Below are 14,740 nucleotides of genomic sequence, written 5' to 3'. Positions count from 1 at the left end.
TTATTTACCCAGTTGGTCAAAGCTATAGAGTGCACTAGAGAACGGAATAATCTGGTTAACAATACGTTGCCAGCGCGTTAATCCAGTCGCATCAATATAAACGATGTCATTTTTTTTCATTTCGAATTGATTGGCTAAGCCCAAATTACCAAAACTGCTTAAATTCAAGTGATACACAGTGGACTGCTTGGTGGCTAAATCGGTGCGCATTACATAAATTTTAGCCGCACTTGCGGAGTAAGGATTAATCCCTTCACTTTCACCCAAAACATCACTTAAGGTCATACCTTGTTCACGTAAAGCCAGGGCTTGGCTTTTACTTGACTCACCCATAACATAAAGTTTTTGATTCTGTTTGGTATTCACAAAAATAGTATCATTCGGCTGAATCAGTAAATGATGTAAAGATAGGCCTTGTTTCTCTAGTTGTAGTACATCGAGGTCAAAAGTTTGACCCTCCCGGATCAATTGAATGTTGGTATTGTCACCTGTTTCAGTATTAATACCACCTGCCTGTCCGAGTGCTGTATAGATGCTAATGGGCTGATCATTTAGCGTATATTGGCCACTACGCATGACTTGTCCATTGACAAAATAGCGACGACCTTCATAAGACAATACTCGAACTACTACATCCGGATGTTTCAAATAGCGTGCAAATTGACTGCGTAAAAAACGATTGGTTTCAGCCAGTGTTTTCCCGGCTACCCGTACCTGTCCCACTAAAGGTAATTGTATGTTGCCACTAGAGTCTATGGGATAACCTGCAGCTTTTACATTTGAAATATCCTGAATAGGGGGGGTAATTTCCGGATAGGCCCAAAGTTGGATTGAGAGAACATCACCTGGACTTAATTTATAGACTTGTTGATGCTTGTTAAATAAGTGAAAAATAGTATTGGAATTCTGAGAGTTATTGAGTTCGATACGAGGAATATTGTCTTGCGTAATTTGTATGACTGAAAGCTCTGCGCCTTGATCGGTTCTGTAATTACCTTGAGGAGGCAAATCATAGGTTTGCAAACCGGAAGTAAGCGTACAACCAGAAAATAATATTGAAATAGTGAATAAAATGGATGTGCGTTGATACTTCACATTCAAGCCCTTAATTTTAATACATCGTTATTAAGAAAGGATTGTAGTGCAAAATCTAATTATTGAATATCTTCAAAACATTTTTAATTTACATTTTTAATTTAGTTATTTGATTTTTATATTTATTTTTTTATTTTTTTGATGATTGGTTAAAATTTAATACTGTATTAATATCTTTTTTTTAATTTATGTCTACAATAGCTGCAAAATTTTATACTCCTGTTGGTAAAATTCTTAAAAAGAAATTTAAGGTCATATAAATGAAAATTCTTGTCACTGGTGGCGCCGGTTTTATTGGTTCAGCAGTCATCCGTCATATTATTCAAAACACTAATAATCAAGTTTTTAATATTGATAAATTGACTTATGCAGGAAATTTAGAATCGTTAAGAGAAATTGATCAGCATCCGAGCTATCAGTTCAAACAAATTGATATTTGTGATACAGAACAAATTACAGCTGCAATAGATGCTTTTCAACCGAATGCAATTATGCACTTGGCTGCAGAGTCACATGTAGACCGCTCAATTGATGGTCCTGCCGCATTTATTCAAACCAATATTGTAGGAACTTATACTTTATTAGAAGCCGCTCGAAAGTATTGGATGAAGCTTGACGCCGAAGCTCAACAAAACTTTCGTTTTCATCATATTTCAACTGATGAAGTTTATGGCGACTTAGAAGGTACAACTGATCTTTTTACCGAAACAACTTCATACGCGCCAAGCTCTCCATATTCTGCCTCTAAAGCAAGTTCAGACCATTTGGTACGTGCTTGGCACAGAACCTATGGCCTACCTGTTATAGTCACCAACTGCTCAAATAATTACGGCCCATATCACTTTCCTGAAAAATTAATTCCATTGGTGATTCTAAACGCACTAGATGCTAAACCTTTACCTGTATATGGTAATGGTCAGCAAATTCGGGATTGGTTATTTGTAGAAGATCATGCACGTGCTTTATATAAAGTGGTGACCGAAGGTGTAGTGGGTGAAACCTACAATATTGGTGGTCATAATGAAAAGCAGAATATAGAAGTGGTCAAAACCATTTGTAAAATTTTGGATGAGTTAAAACCACAGGCAAATGGTCAGGCGTATGAATCATTGATTACATTTGTTAAAGACCGCCCTGGGCATGACTTACGCTATGCAATTGATGCCACAAAAATTCAAAATGAATTAGGTTGGACGCCTGCAGAAACTTTTGAAACGGGAATCCGTAAAACGGTAGAGTGGTATTTAAATAATCAGGAGTGGGTTGCTCATATTCAAAGTGGGGAATACCAATCTTGGTTAGAAAAACAATACAAGGCTAAGTAATGAAAATCTTATTGCTTGGAAAAAATGGACAAGTTGGTTGGGAGCTTCAGCGTTCCCTTGCGCCATTGGGTGAGGTGATTTCACTTGATCGAAATGGTTTAAATCAATGGTGTGGTGATTTAAGTAAGCCAGATCAAATTTATCAAACTATTGTAGATATAGCGCCAAATGTTGTTGTGAATGCAAGTGCTTATACTGCTGTAGATTTGGCTGAAACAGAACAAGATATGGCTAATCTCATTAATCATGTGGCTGTAGGGACGATAGCTGAGGCTTGTGCTCAAATTAAGGCACTTTTAGTGCATTATTCGACAGATTATGTTTTTGATGGTGAAGGTGCATCAGTATTTAATGAAACAGATGCACTGAAACCCTTGAATGTATATGGTCAAACTAAGGCATTAGGGGAGCAGGCTATTCAAAATGCTCAGTGCAATTACTTGATATTTCGAACATCATGGGTTTTTGCACAAAAAGGTAAAAACTTTTTAAAAACAATGCTTGCTTTATCTCAGCAGCGTGAAGAACTATCTATTATTGATGATCAAATTGGTGCTCCAACGTCAGCTGAGCTAATTGCCGATGTAAGTGCTCATGCGATTGTGCAGACATTGCGAGATCAAACTAAAATTGGTATTTACCATTTGGTTGCTAGTGGGGAAACATCGTGGTTTGAGTATGCAAACTATATATTTGAGCAAGCAAAAAACTTAGGTGTGAATTTAGCCATTCAACAAGTTAATCCGATTCCAACAGCAGCATATCCGACACCAGCTAAACGTCCACATAATTCACGATTAAATAATCAAAAAATTCAACATGCTTTTCAAATCTATTTGCCAGATTGGAAAGCGCATGTGCAAAGAACAGTAATTGAGGTATTTCATAAATGAGCATAAAGCGTAAAGGTATTATATTGGCAGGTGGTTCAGGCACACGCTTACATCCGATTACTAAAGGTGTATCTAAGCAGCTTTTACCAATTTATGATAAGCCCATGATTTATTATCCATTATCAGTATTGATGTTGACAGGTATTCGTGAGATTTTAATTATTTCGACGCCTGAAGATTTACCTAACTTTGAAAAGTTGCTTGGCGACGGGTCACAATTTGGTATCCAAATAAGCTACAAAGAACAGCCTTCACCAGATGGACTTGCGCAAGCGTTTATTCTTGGTGAAGAATTTATAGGAAATGATCACGTTTGCTTAATCTTGGGCGACAATATTTATTATGGTCAAAATTTTAGTAAGCAATTAAAGGCAGCCAATAACATTGAAAAAGGTGCAACAGTTTTTGGTTATCATGTGACTGATCCAGAGCGTTTTGGTGTAGTAGAGTTTGACTCAACAGGCAAAGTGCTGAGCATTGAAGAGAAGCCAATCAAACCAAAATCACCTTATGCCGTCACTGGTTTATATTTCTATGATAATCGGGTTGTTGAATTTTCTAAACAGGTAAAGCCATCTGCACGTGGTGAGTTAGAAATCACAGATATTAATAATGCCTATTTGAAAGATGGCTCACTCAATGTTGAATTGCTTGGGCGTGGTTTTGCATGGCTAGATACAGGAACTCACGAGTCTTTATTGGAAGCGGGGCAGTTTGTGTATACCATTGAAAAACGCCAATCTTTAAAAGTTGCATGCTTAGAAGAGATTAGTTTCCAACAAGGCTGGATTTCCAAAGAAAAACTTAAAGAAAGTGCTGAAGCTCTTAAGAAAACAGATTACGGTCAATACTTATTAAAATTATTGGATGAAGTAAAATGAGAGTGGAAAAAACAAAACTCGACGGTTTATTAATACTTCATCCACAAGTTTTTGGGGATGAACGTGGTTGGTTTATGGAAAGCTTTAATCAACAAAGTTTTGAGGCCGCATTAAAAGCTTTAAATTTACCTATTCCAACATTTGTGCAGGATAATCACTCCTGTTCACAGAAAGGGGTGTTGAGAGGTCTACACTTTCAACGTGAACCTTATGCACAAGGTAAATTGGTTCGTGTCGTTCAGGGTAAAGTTTGGGATGTGGCTGTCGATATTCGTCCTGAGTCTGAAACTTATGGGGAATGGGTTGGTATAGAGTTGAGTGCAGAAAATAAAACTATGTTCTGGATTCCTGAAGGCTTTGCGCATGGCTTTATAGCATTAGAACATAACACTCAGTTTCTTTATAAGACTACCAATTATTATAATAAAGAAAGCGAAGGAGCAATTATTTGGAATGATCCGATGCTTGCAATTGAGTGGCCTTTAAATCAGGTAGATGAGGTAGTGGTGAGTGAGAAGGATTTAAAAGCAACAAAATTTTCAAATATTAGTGCTTGCAACTTAAAATGAAGATAGCAAAAAATAGTTTTTTTAATATAGCAGGTTATGTAATACCAGGCATACTTTCAATTCCTATCTTAGGGTATATGGCTCGTGAGCTTGGGATTGAAGAGTTTGGGCTATTTACTATTATTCTAGCTTTAGTGGGTTATGCGAGTATTTTTGATGTTGGTATTACTCGCTCAGTCATTAGAGAGATAGCGATCTTTAAAAATAATGAAGAAGAAGTCTTAAAAATTATTTCAACATCGGCATTGTTAGTATTAATTCTTGGAGTTGCAGCTGGTGTGTTAATTATAGTATTTAGTAGCATTATATCAGAGCTATTAAAAGTAAGCTCTTATGCGGTTGAAAATTTTAAGTACTCTTTAATGCTATTATCTTTATCAATTCCTTTATTTTTATTAACTCAAATTTGGTGTTCTTTGTTAGAGGGAAGGGAAGAGTTCTTAAAACTTAATATTTTTAAAACTATTTCTAGCACCCTAGTGGTTCTATTACCAGCTATAGGTTTGATGCTGGACTCAAGTTTATTATCTGCTGTTATAGGGTTATTAATATCAAGAGTAATATCTATACTTTTAGTATTATGGTTTTGTAAAGAATACATAGTTAAACTAAAATTTCATAAAGATACTTTTAAAAGATTAATAAATTTCGGTGGTTGGATTGCGGTAAGTAATATTATTAGTCCAATTATGTCTTATTTTGATCGGTTTATATTGGCTAATAAAGTAGGTAGTAATGTGGTAGGTTTTTATACAGGACCTTCAGAAGCTATTTCAAGAATTGGAATTTTCCCGAGTGCAATTGCACGGACTATTTTTCCTATGTTGTCTGATAAAGAGGCAGACAATAAGCAAATCAAAAAAATATCATATCTATTAGTTTTTTTATCTATAGTGCCGTTTGGTATTATTACAGCATATTTTGCTGAAAATATTTTGGATCTTTGGCTAGGTAGTCAGTTTGCATTAAAATCAACTATTATTTTTCAAGTTTTAATTTTAGGATTAATTTTTAATTCAATTGCTCAAGTACCTTTTACTAGTATACAAGCACAGGGTGGCTCTAGAATTACAGCAATGCTCCATCTATTCGAAGTGGTACCATACGTACTTTTATTATTATATCTAATTCAATATTATGGTTTGCTTGGTGCAGCTTGGGCATGGACAATCCGTATGTTTGTAGATATGGGGTTGTTAATTTTTCTTGATCAAAAAAATATCTTAAAGGAAAGTTGAGTAAGTTAATATGGAATATATCTACTTAGGTTTTTTTATAACTTTCTTTTTCTTATTTTTTATATTGACTAGCGGAAAAGTCGATTATTTTTCTCCTTTATCATTGCATGTTGTATCTTGGTTTTTTGTTTTTTTTATTGGTTTACTTGTAGGGAATCAGTTTTATCCATTAACTGATCATATATTTTATTGTTTTATGATTTGGTTTTGTGTGCTAACTTTTTCATTTTTATTAATGTATTTTTCTCAAATAAAAATGAAAAAAATAGATTATAAGTATGAACTAAAATATAAAAAAACTTATATTATTCTCTCTATATTTGCATGTGTGATACTTATAGGTGAGATTTTTTATGTCGGGATGGGGGGGCCATATAATTTCTTTTTGAATCTTAGGCTTTCTTTGTTTGTAGAAGAGTATGAAGGTGTACGATATGTATTCGCACCATATTTTTATTTATTAATGACTCCACTATTTGCTATTTCTCTACTGAGTAATAATACTAAAGTTTTGAGTAAGATTACTTTTTTTTGGCAGATTTTGTTTATAGTGGCTACTGTTGGTAAGTTGGCGATATTAACGACATTGATAATATATTTGGTCGTTAAATATTCAGGGTTTAAAAGAAAAATTAAAATTTATAAGGTATTTTTATTTTTATTTTTATTTTTATTTTTATCATTTTTATTGCATAGTATTAGAGTAGCAAAGGGTGAAAGTTCTATTCCACTATTAGAAATGATAGGAATTTACGTTTATTCACCACTTATCGCTTTTGGAGAGTTATCGGAAAATAATAATTTTAATGGAGAGTATACTTTCAGATTTTTTTATGCTGTAAAATATAGTCTGGGTTTAAGTGAATACGAAGCTACCAAAACAATTTTAGAATATGTGTATATACCATCTCCAGTAAACGTCTATACAGTTATGCAGCCATTCTATCAAGATTTTGGTACTATAGGTATATTTTATGGGTCATTATTTTATAGTTTATTCTATGCAATATTGTATTTTAAGGCTGTAAGAGAGCAAGGATTATATTTGATTTTATACTCCTTGTTGAGTGCAAGTTTGATTCTTTCTTTTTTTGCAGAAACCTTGTTAACTAATATGGCTTTAAACATATATTTAATATTTTTTTCAATAGTTTTGTGGAGAAGTAGTGTTGTTAAGCGTTGATATAATTATGGCTACTTACAATGGTGAAAAGTATATAGAAAATCAGATACTTTCTTTAATGCAGCAATCACATAAAAATTGGACATTATACGTACATGATGATGGTTCAACTGATAGAACTATAGAAATTATAAGAAAATACATCACTATAGATAATCGTATAGTTTTAATTGATGATGGTTTGAAAGGCTTAAAGGTTGGGAAAAATTTTTTACATACTTTAAGCTATTCTACATCTGATTATGCAATTTTTTGTGATCAGGATGATGTTTGGTTAGAAAAAAAAGTAGAAAAACTTTTAAATGCAATAGTGGAAAATGATTGTCTTGATATGCCTGTAATGGTCTATTGTGATGGTTATTCATGGACTGAGGGAAATGGTTGTATTAACCAAGATAGTATTGCAATTAAACATGCACAAAGTTTAAAAGATTTTATTTTCTATAATGGTGGCTATCAAGGTTGTTCTATTATAATGAATAAAAAACTTATTGAGCTTGCTTGTTCTTATAATGGCTATATATATCATCATGATGATTTAGTTTCTTTAATAGCGCATACTTTTGGAAAAGTAAAATTTATTCCTGAAAAATTGATGCTATATCGCCAACATCAGCAAGCTGTTACTGGTGTTAAAAGTTATAAGAAAAAACCAGTGGATGGGTTGTTTAATAATGTTGGTTATGTGGTTTCAAAACAACATTATAAAGCTAAACTTGATTTTTATACTATTTATAAGGATGATATGAGTGATTCTGCTAAAAATGTTTTTCAATCATATTTAAGTTATTGTAATATTGGTAGTAAGTTTTTAAGATTAATACATGTTATTTCTTCTCCTTTAACCTTTGGGGGGAGCAAATTTAAACTATTGGGTAAAACCTTATTTCAGAGTTTATTTAATGTATAATTGAATTCCTGAATCAATTTGAATTAGGCATAATATTTAATGAAAATTCTATATATAATCACCGGTTTAGGATTGGGCGGTGCCGAAAAGGTTGTTTGTGACTTAGCAGATCAAATGATTTTAAAAGGTCATGATGTTAAAATAGTTTACCTAACAGGTAGTGTTTTAGTAAAGCCCATTTCTCCTAGGATTGAGTTATTGCCATTACACTTAAACTCTGCAAGTAATGTTTTTAGTGCTTCAAGGAAGTACAAAAAAATTATTAGAGATTTTTCTCCAGATGTTGTTCATTCTCATATGATTCATGCGAATATATTTGCAAGACTTAATCATTTAAGTTTTAAATATATAAGACTTATTTGTACTGCGCATAATTCAAATGAAGGTGGGCGAGTGAGAATGCTCGCGTATAAGTTGACTAATTTTTTATCTAACCTTAATACAAATGTCAGCCAAGAGGCATCTGAATCCCTTATTTCAAAAGGAGCATTTAATAAAAATAATTTAATTACAGTTTATAATGGTATAGATTTAAATAAGTTTAACTTTTTTAATAAGGATAAAAACTCAAATGAATTGAGTTTTTTATCTGTAGGGCGTTTTAATAAGCAGAAGGATTATCCAAATTTATTTCAAGCTATTTCTATTTTAAAAAATACAATTAATAAAGAGGTAAAATTCTATATTGCTGGTGATGGCGAGTTGCGTCCTCAACTTGAGCAATTAATAGTAGACTTGGGAATTTCAGATTGTGTTGTTTTATTAGGTAAACGATCGGATATACCAAATTTATTAAATAAAGCGGATTACTTTGTACTCTCATCTAGACATGAAGGTCTTCCTACGGTTGTAATTGAGGCAATGGCTTGTGGAACATTTGTAATAGCTACTGACTGCGGTGGCAGTGCTGAAATTATGGGAGATACAGGAATTTTAGTCCCTCCTCAAAATAGTGAAGCTTTAGCCGAAGCAATAAAACAAGCAGTAAGCAAAACACCTTTAGAGATACAAGAAAATAACTTAAAAGCACGACAACGTGTGGAAGAATTATTTTCTTTAGAAAAGTCTGTTCAAAATTGGTTAAAATTGTATGAACAAAATTAAAAAGATCGTAATGATTGGCACTACTGCTGCATGTTTTTACGGTTTTAGGGCAGAGCTTATAAAGAACTTAAACTTAAAAAATATTACTGTTTATGCATTTACTACGGACAATGATGCATTAGAACTAGAAAAAATTAGTAAGTTAGGCGCGATTCCTATCTCTTACCAGCTTAATCGAGGTGGTTTAAACCCTTTAGCAGATATGCTGGCAACTTTTAAGTTGGCACAACAAATCAAACAATTAAAGCCAGACTTAGTTTTTTCATATTTTACTAAACCTGTCATATTTGGTACGCTCGCTGCAAAAATTGCCAAAGTTCCAAAAATTATAGGTATGCTTGAAGGATTAGGCTACACATTTACAGATCAACCGAATGGTTTAAGCTCAAAAATTAAACTCATTAAAGCAATTCAAATTTTTTTATATAAACTTGCGCTACCAAAGTTAGATCAGTTAATTCTACTCAATCATGACGATAAAACAGACCTGCTCATAAATAATGATATAGAAGTCAAAGAAACATATATTTTAGGTGGTATCGGTCTAGATTTAAATCAGTATAAATATTCACCTGCAACAAAAGATTTACCAATACAATTTTTGTTCATTGGCCGGCTTCTAAAAGAAAAAGGAATACATGATTTTATTGCTGCTGCTCAGATTGTAAAAGAGAAATTTCCTCAAACAACATTCACTGTACTAGGTGGAATTGATGAAGCAAATTTAGGTGCTTTAACACAAGGTGAATTGACTCAGTATATTGACCAAAACGTAATTGATTATCCTGGTCATGTTGAGAATATTGCTGAGTGGATTAAACAGTCTCATGTGTTTGTGCTGCCATCATATCGCGAAGGCGTCCCAAGAAGCACACAAGAAGCAATGGCAATAGGACGTCCAGTCATTACAACAGATGTCCCTGGTTGTCGAGATACGGTCATAGACGGTGTAAATGGTTTTTTAGTGCCCAAATGGAACCCACAAGCATTGGCAGAAAAAATGACTTATTTCATTGAGCACCCAGAGCAAGTTCGTATGATGGGTGATCAAAGTCATAAAATTGCAATTGAAAAATTTGATGCAAAAAAAGTGAACCGGCGCTTATTAGAAATATTGGGAATTTAAAATATGAAGGTCTTGCTCACAGGCAGTAACGGTTTCCTCGGTCAATACTTATCACAATTCTTGGCTGAAAAAGGCGATTCAGTTTTAGCGCATACACGTAAAGCCCAAACATTTGATCATCCAAATATTAACAATATCAATTTTGACCTAAACGACAATTTAGACAACATTGATCTGAATCAAGTTGAGGTTGTTATTCACTGTGCAGGTCGTGCGCATGTCATGCATGAAACTGCCGTATCACCACTGGAAGCATATCGTCAAACCAATGTGCAAGGCACTTTAAACCTTGCACAAAAAGCAGTACAAAGTGGCGTCAAACGCTTTATTTACTTAAGCAGCATTAAAGTCAATGGCGAACAAACTACGACACAAGCCTTTCACCCCAATGATGATGTCCACACAAATGACCCGTATGGCCTATCTAAATATGAAGCAGAACAAGCCTTACTTGCGCTCTCTCAACGTTCAGGTTTAGAAGTGGTTATTATTCGTCCCGTCCTTATTTATGGACCGAATGTAAAAGCTAACTTTAAAAGTATGGTGAACTTGGCAAGTAAAAAAATCCCTTTACCGATTGGTTGCTTAGACAATAAACGTAGTATGGTGAGTGTTTATAACTTAGCTGACCTGATTCATACTTGTATGACTCATCCAAATGCGAACCGTGAAGTATTTTTAGCCAGTGATCAGGATGACATTTCAGTCAAACAATTATTTGAAAAATTAGCAAAATACCAAAATAACCAATTGCTAATGCTACCTGTACCAAAAAGCTTGATCAGTTTTATGGCAAGCTTGGTGGGGAAAAAAGCAGTGGCTTCACGTCTATGTTCAGAACTGGTGGTAGATTCCACTAAAAATACACAACTTTTAGGTTGGACTGCACCATATAATGTCGATACAAGCCTAGAAAAAATGTTTAACACAGCGCATCAAAACTGAGCCTAGTCACAAATATGTCCATGCTATCCCTTTTTATTTTCTTTTTACTTGCGTTTGCGATGACCTATTTTATGCGCGCCTACGCCCTCAAGAAAAATATCATAGATAATCCCAATGAGCGTAGCTCCCACAGTGTGCCTACGCCCCGAGGTGGCGGGGTTGCGGTGGTGGGTAGCTACTTGTTGGCGCTGGCTGTGCTGATATACAGCCAACAATTGACCGTACATATTGGTTTAACCCTGATAGCAGCGGGTTTTGTCATCGCTTTACTTGGTTTTTTAGATGACCATGGGCACATCAATTCTATGTTGCGCTTGGCTGTACATTTCTTGGTGGCCATTGGCGTGGTGATGAGCTTGGGTGGCTTTAGCGAAGTTACAGCTTTTAATGGTCTGCAACTTGGCTTTATCGCCAATATTATTGCAGTATTATTTTTGGTGTGGTTGCTCAATCTATACAACTTTATGGATGGCATTAACGGCATTGCCAGTGTCGAAGCCATCACCACTGTCGTTAGTATGGCCATTTTGTATTATGTACTGAATACAACATTAAACGTAGACATACTCTGGTTATTGGCAGCCTGTGTATTTGGCTTTTTACTGTGGAACTTTCCCAAGGCTAAAATTTTTATGGGCGATGCCTGTAGCGGATTTCTCGGCCTTACTTTGGGTATTTTGGCGCTCATTGCCCTCAAAGAAAATTTGGCACTGTTTTGTGCGTGGATCATTTGTCTAGGTGTATTTGTGGTCGATGCAACCTATACCCTCATAAAACGTGTGTTGAGCGGCTATAAAATGTATGATGCACATCGAAGCCATAGCTATCAGATTTTATCGCGTAAATGGAGAAGTCATACTCCTGTGACTTTGGCTGTAGCAGCTGTTAATTTATTGTGGCTCTTTCCAATCGCCTATATCACAACCACACAATTATGGGCATATCCTGAAATGGCAGTGTTGATTGCTTATTTACCTTTAATATTGATTGCTATTAAATTAAGAGCGGGAACACCTGATGCCTGAGAAAAAATTACTCATTCTCGGGGCAGGAGGTTTTGGTCAATCAATTGCTGAAGTTGCTGAACTGCTAGGTAAATGGAAGAGTATTTCATTTGTTGATGATCGATGGCCTGAGCAACAACAGGTTGGTCGCTATACAATTATTGCAAATATTCAATCTTTAGAAGCAATCAATTTGCATAGTTTTGAAGCCATTATAGCAGTTGGAAATAACCAAATACGACAAAAATGGCAACAATTATTGCTTGATTTATCTATACCCATTACGACTATTATACATCCACAAACTGTCATTGCTCCTAGTGCGAAAATAGGGCAGGGGGTAAGTATTATGGCTGGGTGTGTTATTGGAACGAATACGATTATCCAAGATGGTGCTATTTTAAATATGGGTACATTATTGGACCATGATGTGGTGGTTGAACAATTTGTACACTTAAGTATTGGGGTGAAAGTTGCAAGTAATAATATTATCCCTACATTTTCTTTCTTGGAAGTGGGAAGTATCATAGAACATAAGTCTTAATAACAACTTCTTTAAATTAAGATATGACGTGCTGAAAAATATATGAAATCTCTTGTAATTCCTCTGGTTGAATCTCCACGTTCAGCAAAACTCGCGTTTTTAGTCATTTTAGACTTTTGTATTTTCCCTGTTCTAATCTGGCTTTGTTATGCCATTCGACAGTTTGATCTCGGTGCAGAAGTTGTACCTAATATTCCCTTTGGGTCAGTTTGGGTCAGTGCTATTGCAGTCTTTGCGCTGTTTCTTTGTGGTGTATACCGTTTTATTGTTCGTACCTTTAATGAATTTTTTATTGCCAAATTAGGTCTAGCAACCATATTAAGCGTGATTGGTTTGTACTTGTTAGCTTATAGTACGCATGCGTTTGTTCCGACCTCAATTCCATTAATGTTTGGCTTTATGATGTTTGCCTGGGTTTGGTTCAGTCGTGGCGTTATTCGCTTTGTGGTGAGATCCTACTTACAGGCTAATGTGCCTAAAAAACGGATTGCTATTTATGGGGCTGGTTATGCAGGCCAACAGGTTGCAGCGACTTTAAATCGCTCCCATGAGCATTTGCCGATTATATTTATTGATGATAACCCGTCTTTAAGAGGCCAGAATATTGGGGGGGTTCAAGTATATTCACCACATAGAGCTTTAAAGTGTTTGGTTAAATTACGTATTGATGAAATCTTAATTGCCTTACCGTCAGTGGGAAGAATCCGTAAAAGTGAGATTGTTAAGTTTTTAGAACCAGCCCACCTTAAAATTACCGAAATTCCAGGTTTAACTAAACTGGTCAATGGTGAAATTCGAATTTCTGATATTCAGGAAGTGGATATTATTGATTTACTGGGGCGTGATCCTGTACCGCCAGTTCCAGCGCTTTTGGCTAAAAATATTAACAATAAAGTAGTCATGGTCACAGGTGCGGGTGGCTCGATTGGTTCAGAACTATGTCGCCAAATTATTAAAAATCAGCCTGTCAAGATTATTATTTATGAGCTAACAGAATTTGCTTTATATCATATCGATAAAGAATTACGTCTTACAGCAAACTGTGAAATTATTCCAATTTTAGGTTCAGTTCTCGATGAGCGTAAGTTAGAACGGGTGATTGAACAATATGGTGTACAGACTGTTTATCATGCTGCTGCGTATAAGCATGTGCCGCTGGTGGAGTGTAATCCTCTGGCAGGGTTGAAAAACAATGCCGTCGGAACCGCCTTTAGTGTGAATGCAGCAGTAAAAAAAGGCGTCGAAACCTTTGTGTTAATTTCAACCGATAAGGCCGTACGTCCCACCAATGTGATGGGAGCGACTAAGCGTATGGCAGAGCTGTATTGTCAGGCCATGGCAGAAGCCCAGAACCAGACCCAGATCAGTATTGTGCGCTTTGGCAATGTACTCGGTTCTTCGGGCTCGGTCGTGCCGCTGTTTAAACAGCAAATTGCCAAGGGCGGGCCAATTACCGTGACTGATCCAGAAGTGACCCGGTTCTTTATGACCATTCCGGAAGCCTCGCAGCTGGTGATTCAGGCCGGTGCTTTAGGTACAGGAGGCGACGTGTTCCTGCTGGATATGGGCGAGCCAGTACGGATTCAGGATCTGGCTCGTCAAATGATTGCCCTTAGCGGACTCAAAGTCAGAGATAATAAAGACCCGAATGGTGATATTGAAATTCAATATACTGGGCTACGTCCAGGCGAAAAACTTTATGAAGAACTGCTGATTGACGAAGAAAATACAGAAATTACCGCGCATACGCGTATTCTACGATCTGTCGAGAAACATTATCCATTGGCAGAAATTCTGGCAGTATTTAACCGTATGCATGAACTTAGCGCGACTCAGTCCGATATTGAATGGGCACTGGCACAATTAGAACATTATGTCGACGGTTATGTACGCGGTAATGAAATTAAAGTGAATTAGGTTTTT

Annotated in this window: 14 protein-coding genes; 13 read left to right on the top strand and 1 reads right to left on the bottom strand. The window is 35.5% G+C overall.

Annotated elements, in window-relative coordinates; all coding sequences use genetic code 11:
- The gene (locus NI469_RS04290) at positions 1-1,095 is read right to left on the bottom strand and encodes a polysaccharide biosynthesis/export family protein (RefSeq protein ID WP_253174483.1); all 1,095 of its coding nucleotides are present in this window, start codon (positions 1,093-1,095) and stop codon (positions 1-3) included.
- 260 nt (positions 1,096-1,355) lie between these two features.
- Here NI469_RS04290 and rfbB point away from each other — a divergent pair, with 260 nt between their 5' ends.
- The 13 genes from rfbB to NI469_RS04225 are packed head-to-tail and all read left to right on the top strand — an operon-like array spanning position 1,356 to position 14,734.
- Positions 1,356-2,420, top strand: a complete 1,065-nt coding sequence (gene rfbB / locus NI469_RS04285; RefSeq protein ID WP_253174482.1) for a dTDP-glucose 4,6-dehydratase — start codon at positions 1,356-1,358, stop codon at positions 2,418-2,420.
- The gene (gene rfbD / locus NI469_RS04280; protein WP_253174481.1) at positions 2,420-3,313 is read left to right on the top strand and encodes a dTDP-4-dehydrorhamnose reductase; all 894 of its coding nucleotides are present in this window, start codon (positions 2,420-2,422) and stop codon (positions 3,311-3,313) included. Before rfbB ends, rfbD begins: the two co-directional genes overlap by 1 nt.
- Positions 3,310-4,194: a glucose-1-phosphate thymidylyltransferase RfbA gene (rfbA, locus tag NI469_RS04275; protein ID WP_253174480.1), complete on the top strand. Its 885-nt coding sequence runs from the start codon at positions 3,310-3,312 to the stop codon at positions 4,192-4,194. The genes rfbD and rfbA overlap by 4 nt, the downstream gene beginning before the upstream one ends.
- On the top strand, positions 4,191-4,763 hold the full coding sequence (rfbC, locus tag NI469_RS04270) for a dTDP-4-dehydrorhamnose 3,5-epimerase (protein ID WP_253174479.1): 573 nt from the start codon (positions 4,191-4,193) through the stop codon (positions 4,761-4,763). Before rfbA ends, rfbC begins: the two co-directional genes overlap by 4 nt.
- Positions 4,760-6,001, top strand: a complete 1,242-nt coding sequence (locus NI469_RS04265) for a flippase (RefSeq protein ID WP_253174478.1) — start codon at positions 4,760-4,762, stop codon at positions 5,999-6,001. The genes rfbC and NI469_RS04265 overlap by 4 nt, the downstream gene beginning before the upstream one ends.
- Before the next feature lie 10 nt (positions 6,002-6,011).
- On the top strand, positions 6,012-7,184 hold the full coding sequence (locus NI469_RS04260) for an O-antigen polymerase (RefSeq protein ID WP_253174477.1): 1,173 nt from the start codon (positions 6,012-6,014) through the stop codon (positions 7,182-7,184).
- A 7-nt stretch (positions 7,185-7,191) separates the two neighbouring features.
- The gene (locus NI469_RS04255) at positions 7,192-8,094 is read left to right on the top strand and encodes a glycosyltransferase family 2 protein (RefSeq protein ID WP_253174476.1); all 903 of its coding nucleotides are present in this window, start codon (positions 7,192-7,194) and stop codon (positions 8,092-8,094) included.
- 39 nt (positions 8,095-8,133) lie between these two features.
- On the top strand, positions 8,134-9,198 hold the full coding sequence (locus NI469_RS04250; protein ID WP_253174475.1) for a glycosyltransferase: 1,065 nt from the start codon (positions 8,134-8,136) through the stop codon (positions 9,196-9,198).
- Positions 9,185-10,324, top strand: a complete 1,140-nt coding sequence (locus NI469_RS04245; protein WP_253174474.1) for a glycosyltransferase family 4 protein — start codon at positions 9,185-9,187, stop codon at positions 10,322-10,324. The genes NI469_RS04250 and NI469_RS04245 overlap by 14 nt, the downstream gene beginning before the upstream one ends.
- 3 nt (positions 10,325-10,327) lie before the next feature.
- Positions 10,328-11,269, top strand: coding sequence for an NAD-dependent epimerase/dehydratase family protein (locus NI469_RS04240; RefSeq protein WP_253174473.1), 942 nt, complete (start codon positions 10,328-10,330; stop codon positions 11,267-11,269).
- A 14-nt stretch (positions 11,270-11,283) separates the two neighbouring features.
- Positions 11,284-12,294 (top strand): MraY family glycosyltransferase, encoded by a 1,011-nt coding sequence (locus tag NI469_RS04235; protein WP_253174472.1) that lies wholly within the window; start codon positions 11,284-11,286, stop codon positions 12,292-12,294.
- Positions 12,287-12,817 carry an acetyltransferase gene (locus tag NI469_RS04230; protein WP_180181019.1) on the top strand — a complete coding sequence of 177 codons (531 nt, stop codon included), beginning with the start codon at positions 12,287-12,289 and terminating at the stop codon, positions 12,815-12,817. The genes NI469_RS04235 and NI469_RS04230 overlap by 8 nt, the downstream gene beginning before the upstream one ends.
- A 42-nt stretch (positions 12,818-12,859) precedes the next feature.
- Positions 12,860-14,734 carry a polysaccharide biosynthesis protein gene (locus NI469_RS04225; RefSeq protein ID WP_253174471.1) on the top strand — a complete coding sequence of 625 codons (1,875 nt, stop codon included), beginning with the start codon at positions 12,860-12,862 and terminating at the stop codon, positions 14,732-14,734.
- Positions 14,735-14,740 lie beyond the last annotated feature (6 nt).

Source organism: Acinetobacter lwoffii (assembly GCF_024129735.1).
In the GTDB taxonomy this organism is placed as follows: domain Bacteria; phylum Pseudomonadota; class Gammaproteobacteria; order Pseudomonadales; family Moraxellaceae; genus Acinetobacter; species Acinetobacter lwoffii_H.
Note: the sequence above shows the minus strand (reverse complement) of the source record. Positions and strands in the feature narration are given on the sequence as shown.

Bases quoted from the DNA above. Each gene is read 5' to 3' on its own strand.
- rfbC (WP_253174479.1), top strand. From the start codon at position 4,191: ATGAGAGTGGAAAAAACAAAACTCGACGGTTTATTAATACTTCATCCA.
- rfbB (WP_253174482.1), top strand. From the start codon at position 1,356: ATGAAAATTCTTGTCACTGGTGGCGCCGGTTTTATTGGTTCAGCAGTC.
- NI469_RS04230 (WP_180181019.1), top strand. From the start codon at position 12,287: ATGCCTGAGAAAAAATTACTCATTCTCGGGGCAGGAGGTTTTGGTCAA.
- NI469_RS04235 (WP_253174472.1), top strand. From the start codon at position 11,284: ATGTCCATGCTATCCCTTTTTATTTTCTTTTTACTTGCGTTTGCGATG.
- NI469_RS04260 (WP_253174477.1), top strand. From the start codon at position 6,012: ATGGAATATATCTACTTAGGTTTTTTTATAACTTTCTTTTTCTTATTT.
- rfbA (WP_253174480.1), top strand. From the start codon at position 3,310: ATGAGCATAAAGCGTAAAGGTATTATATTGGCAGGTGGTTCAGGCACA.
- NI469_RS04255 (WP_253174476.1), top strand. From the start codon at position 7,192: ATGGCTACTTACAATGGTGAAAAGTATATAGAAAATCAGATACTTTCT.
- NI469_RS04240 (WP_253174473.1), top strand. From the start codon at position 10,328: ATGAAGGTCTTGCTCACAGGCAGTAACGGTTTCCTCGGTCAATACTTA.
- NI469_RS04250 (WP_253174475.1), top strand. From the start codon at position 8,134: ATGAAAATTCTATATATAATCACCGGTTTAGGATTGGGCGGTGCCGAA.
- NI469_RS04265 (WP_253174478.1), top strand. From the start codon at position 4,760: ATGAAGATAGCAAAAAATAGTTTTTTTAATATAGCAGGTTATGTAATA.
- NI469_RS04245 (WP_253174474.1), top strand. From the start codon at position 9,185: ATGAACAAAATTAAAAAGATCGTAATGATTGGCACTACTGCTGCATGT.
- rfbD (WP_253174481.1), top strand. From the start codon at position 2,420: ATGAAAATCTTATTGCTTGGAAAAAATGGACAAGTTGGTTGGGAGCTT.
- NI469_RS04225 (WP_253174471.1), top strand. From the start codon at position 12,860: ATGAAATCTCTTGTAATTCCTCTGGTTGAATCTCCACGTTCAGCAAAA.